The 5,153-nt window shown below is 70.7% G+C and carries 6 protein-coding genes; all 6 read left to right on the top strand.

Annotation, left to right across the window (positions count from 1 at the left end; translation table 11 throughout):
• Positions 1–268 (top strand): TilS substrate-binding domain-containing protein (locus AC1DP0_RS17780; RefSeq protein ID WP_478086944.1); only part of this gene is annotated, 268 nt, incomplete at its 5' end.
• Between the two features lie 146 nt (positions 269–414).
• Positions 415–966, top strand: a complete 552-nt coding sequence (gene hpt / locus AC1DP0_RS17775; RefSeq protein ID WP_478086942.1) for a hypoxanthine phosphoribosyltransferase — start codon at positions 415–417, stop codon at positions 964–966.
• Positions 963–1,790: a DUF1028 domain-containing protein gene (locus AC1DP0_RS17770; RefSeq protein ID WP_478086940.1), complete on the top strand. Its 828-nt coding sequence runs from the start codon at positions 963–965 to the stop codon at positions 1,788–1,790. The genes hpt and AC1DP0_RS17770 overlap by 4 nt, the downstream gene beginning before the upstream one ends.
• 141 nt (positions 1,791–1,931) lie before the next feature.
• Entirely contained in the window at positions 1,932–4,037 is a 2,106-nt protein-coding gene (gene ftsH, locus AC1DP0_RS17765) for an ATP-dependent zinc metalloprotease FtsH (RefSeq protein ID WP_478086938.1), read from the top strand.
• A 4-nt stretch (positions 4,038–4,041) separates the two neighbouring features.
• Positions 4,042–4,614, top strand: a complete 573-nt coding sequence (gene folE / locus AC1DP0_RS17760) for a GTP cyclohydrolase I FolE (protein WP_478086936.1) — start codon at positions 4,042–4,044, stop codon at positions 4,612–4,614.
• 142 nt (positions 4,615–4,756) lie between these two features.
• Positions 4,757–5,153, top strand: a 397-nt coding sequence (gene folP / locus AC1DP0_RS17755; RefSeq protein WP_478086949.1) for a dihydropteroate synthase, incomplete at its 3' end; no start/stop codon positions are given.

Here is a 5,153-nt window from a genome sequence, read left to right as displayed (position 1 = left end):
GCTCCCGGTGGGACCCGAGGGCGAGGGCGTGGACCTCGCCGCCCTCGCGGCCCTGCCCCGGGCGATCCGCACCCGCGTGTGGAGACTGCTCGCCGCCGAGGCCGGCGCACCGCTCGCCGACGTCAGCGCTGCGCACGTCGAGTCGCTCGACGCCCTGCTGACCTCGTGGCACGGCCAGGGCCCGCTCCACGTCCCGGGCGGCATCGCCGTCGCCCGCACGGGCGGCGCCATCGTGTTCAGCCCACTGCGAGAGACGGCCCACGCCTGACGCCCGGCCACCCGGCATACGTGGGTGGGCGGCGAGAACCGGCCGGCGATCCACACCCTCCACGGAACCGCGTCCCGCTGGGTGCGGTTGAATGGTCCCGCCCGCACGACCCTGCACCACCCCACGCACCACATCGAGGAGCCTTCGTGGACCACGAGCACATGGGAGACGACCTGGCCGAGGTCCTGCTCACCGAGGAGCAGATCCAGGCCCGGCTCGCCGAGCTCGCCGCCGACATCTGGACGGACTACGAGGGCAAGGACTTCCTGCTCGTCGGGGTCCTCAAGGGCGCCGTGGTCGTCATGGCCGACCTCATGCGCGCCCTGCCCGGCACCGCGCCGATGGACTGGATGGCGGTCTCGTCCTACGGCTCCGGCACCAAGAGCTCGGGCGTCGTGCGCATCCTCAAGGACCTCGACACCGACATCACCGGCCGGCACGTCCTCATCATCGAGGACATCATCGACTCCGGCCTGACCCTCTCGTGGATCAAGTCCAACCTCGAGTCGCGCAGCCCCGCCTCGGTGGAGATCTGCACCCTCCTGCGCAAGCCCGACGTCGTCAAGGTCGACATCCCCGTCAAGTACGTCGGCTTCGACATCCCCAACGAGTTCGTCGTAGGCTACGGCCTCGACTACGCCGAGAAGTACCGCAACCTGCGCTGCGTCGGCACCCTCGCGCCGCACGTCTACGCGTGACCTTCTCGATCGTCGCCCGACAGGGGGAGGCCCACGGCATCGCCGTCGCGAGCAAGTTCCTCGCCGTCGGCGCCGTCGTCCCCGGTGCACGCCTTGGCGTCGGCGCTGTCGCGACGCAGTCCTTCGCCCGCGTCGCCTACCTCGACGAGCTGCTCGACCGCCTGGCCGCCGGGGAGTCGGCCGCCGACGCGCTCGACGCGGCCACCGCCCTCGACGAGGGCCGTGAGACCCGGCAGGTCGGAGTCGTCGGGCTCGCGTCCGCCGCGACCTTCACGGGCTCGGAGTGCAACGACTGGGCCGGTGGCGTCGCGCGCGACGACGGCGACACGGCATACGCCATCCAGGGCAACATCCTCACCGGGCCCGAGGTCGTCGAGGCCATGGAGCGTGCGTGGCACGGCTCGGCCGGGCAGCCACTGGCCCGTCGGCTCCTTGCCGCGCTCGTCGCCGGTGACGAGGCCGGGGGCGACTCGCGTGGGCGCCAGAGCGCGGCGCTGTATGCCGTCGAGCCGGGTTCGGGCTACGACGCGTGCGGGGTGCTCGCCGACCTCCGCGTCGACGACCACGCCGACCCGGTGACCGAGCTCGGCCGGCTGCTCTCGGACTGGGAGATGTACTTCGGCAGGCCCGAGGACGTCGCGCCGCTCGAGGGGGCGCTCGCCGACGAGGTGCGCGACCGGCTGGCGGGTGCGGGCTTCACGGGCGACGACGTCGCGACGGCACTGGCCGACTGGGCCGGCAACGCCAACTACGAGGCCCGGCTCAGCCCTGACGGCATCGACCGACGCGTCCTCGAGGCCCTCCGCTCCGCCACGGGCGACTGACGCCGCGGCCGGAACCCTCGACGGGCGGGTTGGTCACCGGGCCGCCGCATGCGGAACACTGGTGGTCTACCGGACGTTGTGCCGGTGGACCAACTCACCGGACGAGCAGGAGGACCGGGGCCCGACAGGTCCCGCACGTACATGGACGCTAAGCGGATTCTGCGCACACCACTGCTGTGGATCTTGGTCCTCATCAGCGCGCTCGTCTTCGGCATGATGTTCTCCGAGTCCGGCCCGCCCCGGATCGACACGTCGGCTGCGATGACGCAGATCACCGACGGCAACGTCGAGTCGGCCAAGCTGCTCAACAACGAGCGCATGGAGCTGACCCTCAAGAAGCCCTACACCTCGCCCGACGGCACGGTGAAGGACGCGAAGACCGTCTACGCCTACTACGTCGACGCGCGTGGCGGCCAGGTCGTCTCGGCGCTCAACGCCAAGCCGCCGGCCCAGGGTGTCGACGACCAGATCGACCAGCCGAGCTGGTTCGGCTCGCTGCTCTTCTCGGTCCTGCCGATCCTCGTCATCCTCGGGCTCTTCTGGTTCCTCATGGGCCAGATGCAGGGCGGCGGCAACCGCGTCATGCAGTTCGGCAAGTCCCGCGCGAAGCTCGCGACGAAGGACACGCCCAAGGTGACCTTCTCCGACGTCGCCGGCTGTGACGAGGCCATCGAGGAGCTCCAGGAGATCAAGGAGTTCCTCCAGGAACCGGCGAAGTTCCTCGCCGTCGGCGCCAAGATCCCCAAGGGCGTGCTGCTCTACGGCCAGCCCGGCACCGGCAAGACCCTGCTCGCCCGCGCCGTCGCCGGTGAGGCCGGCGTGCCGTTCTACTCGATCTCCGGCTCCGACTTCGTCGAGATGTTCGTCGGTGTCGGCGCGAGCCGCGTCCGTGACCTATTCGAGCAGGCCAAGGCCAACGCGCCGGCCATCGTCTTCGTCGACGAGATCGACGCCGTCGGACGCCACCGCGGCGCCGGCATGGGCGGTGGCCACGACGAGCGCGAGCAGACGCTCAACCAGCTGCTCGTCGAGATGGACGGCTTCGACGTCAAGACCAACGTGATCCTCATCGCGGCGACCAACCGCCCTGACATCCTCGACCCGGCCCTGCTGCGTCCGGGCCGCTTCGACCGCCAGATCGCCGTCGACGCGCCCGACATGATCGGCCGCCACCGGATCCTCGAGGTCCACTCCCAGGGCAAGCCCGTGACGGCCGACGTCGACCTGCTCGCCGTCGCCCGCCGCACGCCGGGCTTCACCGGCGCCGACCTCGCCAACGTCCTCAACGAGGCCGCCCTCCTCACGGCCCGCAGCGACAAGAAGGTCATCGACAACGAGGCCCTCGACGAGGCCATCGACCGCGTCATCGCCGGCCCGCAGAAGCGCACGCGCATCATGTCGGCCAAGGAGCGCAAGATCACCGCCTACCACGAGGGTGGCCACGCCCTCGTCGCCGCGGCGCTCAACCACACCGACCCGGTGACGAAGGTGACGATCCTCCCGCGCGGCCGCGCCCTCGGCTACACGATGGTCATGCCGATCGACGACAAGTACTCCACGACGCGCAACGAGATCCTCGACCAGCTCGCCTACGCCCTCGGCGGCCGCGTCGCCGAGGAGATCGTCTTCCACGAGCCGACGACCGGCGCCAGCAACGACATCGAGAAGGCGACGGGCATGGCCCGCAAGATGGTCACCGAGTTCGGCATGTCCGAGCGCGTCGGCGCGATCAAGCTCGGCCAGAGCACCGGCGAGGTCTTCCTCGGCCGCGACATGGGTCACCAGCGCGACTACTCCGAGGAGGTCGCACGCATCGTCGACGAGGAGGTCCGTGCCCTCATCGACGCGGCCCACGACGAGGCCTACGCCGCGCTCAACGCCAACCGCGACCTGCTCGACCACCTCGTCCTCGAGCTGCTCGAGAAGGAGACGCTCAACGTCCACGAGCTGGCCGAGCTGTTCAAGGCGATCTCCAAGGCGCCGCAGCGACCCACCTGGCTCTCGTCGCAGACGCGCCAGCTCAGCGACCGACCGCCGGTGCTGACGCCGGCCGAGATCGCGGCGCAGAACGGCTCCGGTGGCCAGAACGGTCACCTGCCGCCGCCGGTGCCGGCCGACAAGAGGCTCGAGGAGAAGATCGACGAGGCCGCGGCGGTCGGAGTCCACCCGCTCGCCGAGGAGCACCCCGTCGAGCACGTCATCGAGGTGCCGGACGACCGTCCCGTCAACCCCAACGAAAAGGGCTGACAGGGTGGCGATCGACCAGGCGCGGGCGGAAGCGGCCGTGCGGGAGCTGCTCCTTGCCATCGGCGAGGACCCCGACCGGGAGGGCCTGCTCGACACCCCGGGCCGGGTGGCCCGCTCGTACTCCGAGATCTACGCCGGGCTCGACATGACCGCGGCCGACGTGCTCGGCACGACGTTCGAGATCGACCACCAGGAGCTCGTCATCGTGCGGGACATCGAGCTCTACAGCACGTGCGAGCACCACCTCGTGCCGTTCCACGGAGTGGCTCACGTCGGCTACATCCCCAGCCAGGACGGTCGGGTCACCGGGCTGTCGAAGCTCGCCCGCCTCGTCGAGGTCTTTGCCCGGCGGCCCCAGGTGCAGGAGCGCCTCACGTCCCAGATCGCCGACGCGATGGTCGAGCACCTCGACGTGCAGGGCGTCATCGTCGTCGTCCAGGCCGAGCACCTGTGCATGTCGATGCGTGGCATCCGTAAGCCCGGGGCCAGCACCATCACCTCGGCGGTCCGCGGCCAGCTGCGCAACCCGGCCACTCGAGCAGAGGCCATGGCGCTGATGCTCGAGGGCAACAAGTGACCCCGGTCCGGACCTCCACCACTTCGCCCGAGACACAATGGCGCTCATGACTGCGTCAGCTTCGTCAGCCTCGCCCGTCCGCCGTGACCGGACCGCATCCGACGCGACCACGCTCCTGTCGGTGACGGACCGGACGCTCGTCATGGGCGTCGTCAACGTGACGCCCGACTCCTTCTCCGACGGCGGGCAGTGGTTCGAGCCGGCTGCCGCCGTCGCGCACGGTCGCGACGTCGTGGCGGCCGGCGCCGACATCATCGACGTGGGCGGTGAGTCGACGAGACCCGGAGCCGAGCGCCCCTCCGTCGAGGAGGAGCTGCGCCGCGTCGTCCCGGTCGTCACCGCGCTCGCCGCCGAGGGGGCGGTCGTCTCCGTCGACACGATGCGGGTCTCGGTCGCGCGCGCTGCCGTGGAGGCGGGGGCCGCCATCGTCAACGACGTCTCGGGCGGCCTGGCCGACCCCGAGATGGTGCCCTGGGTCGCGGCGAACCGGCTGCCCTTCATCGCCATGCACTGGCGCGGGCACAGCACCGAGATGCAGT

It is taken from the genome of Terrabacter sp. P5_B1 (assembly GCF_056400505.1).
This window is presented reverse-complemented; position numbering and strand designations above follow the sequence as displayed.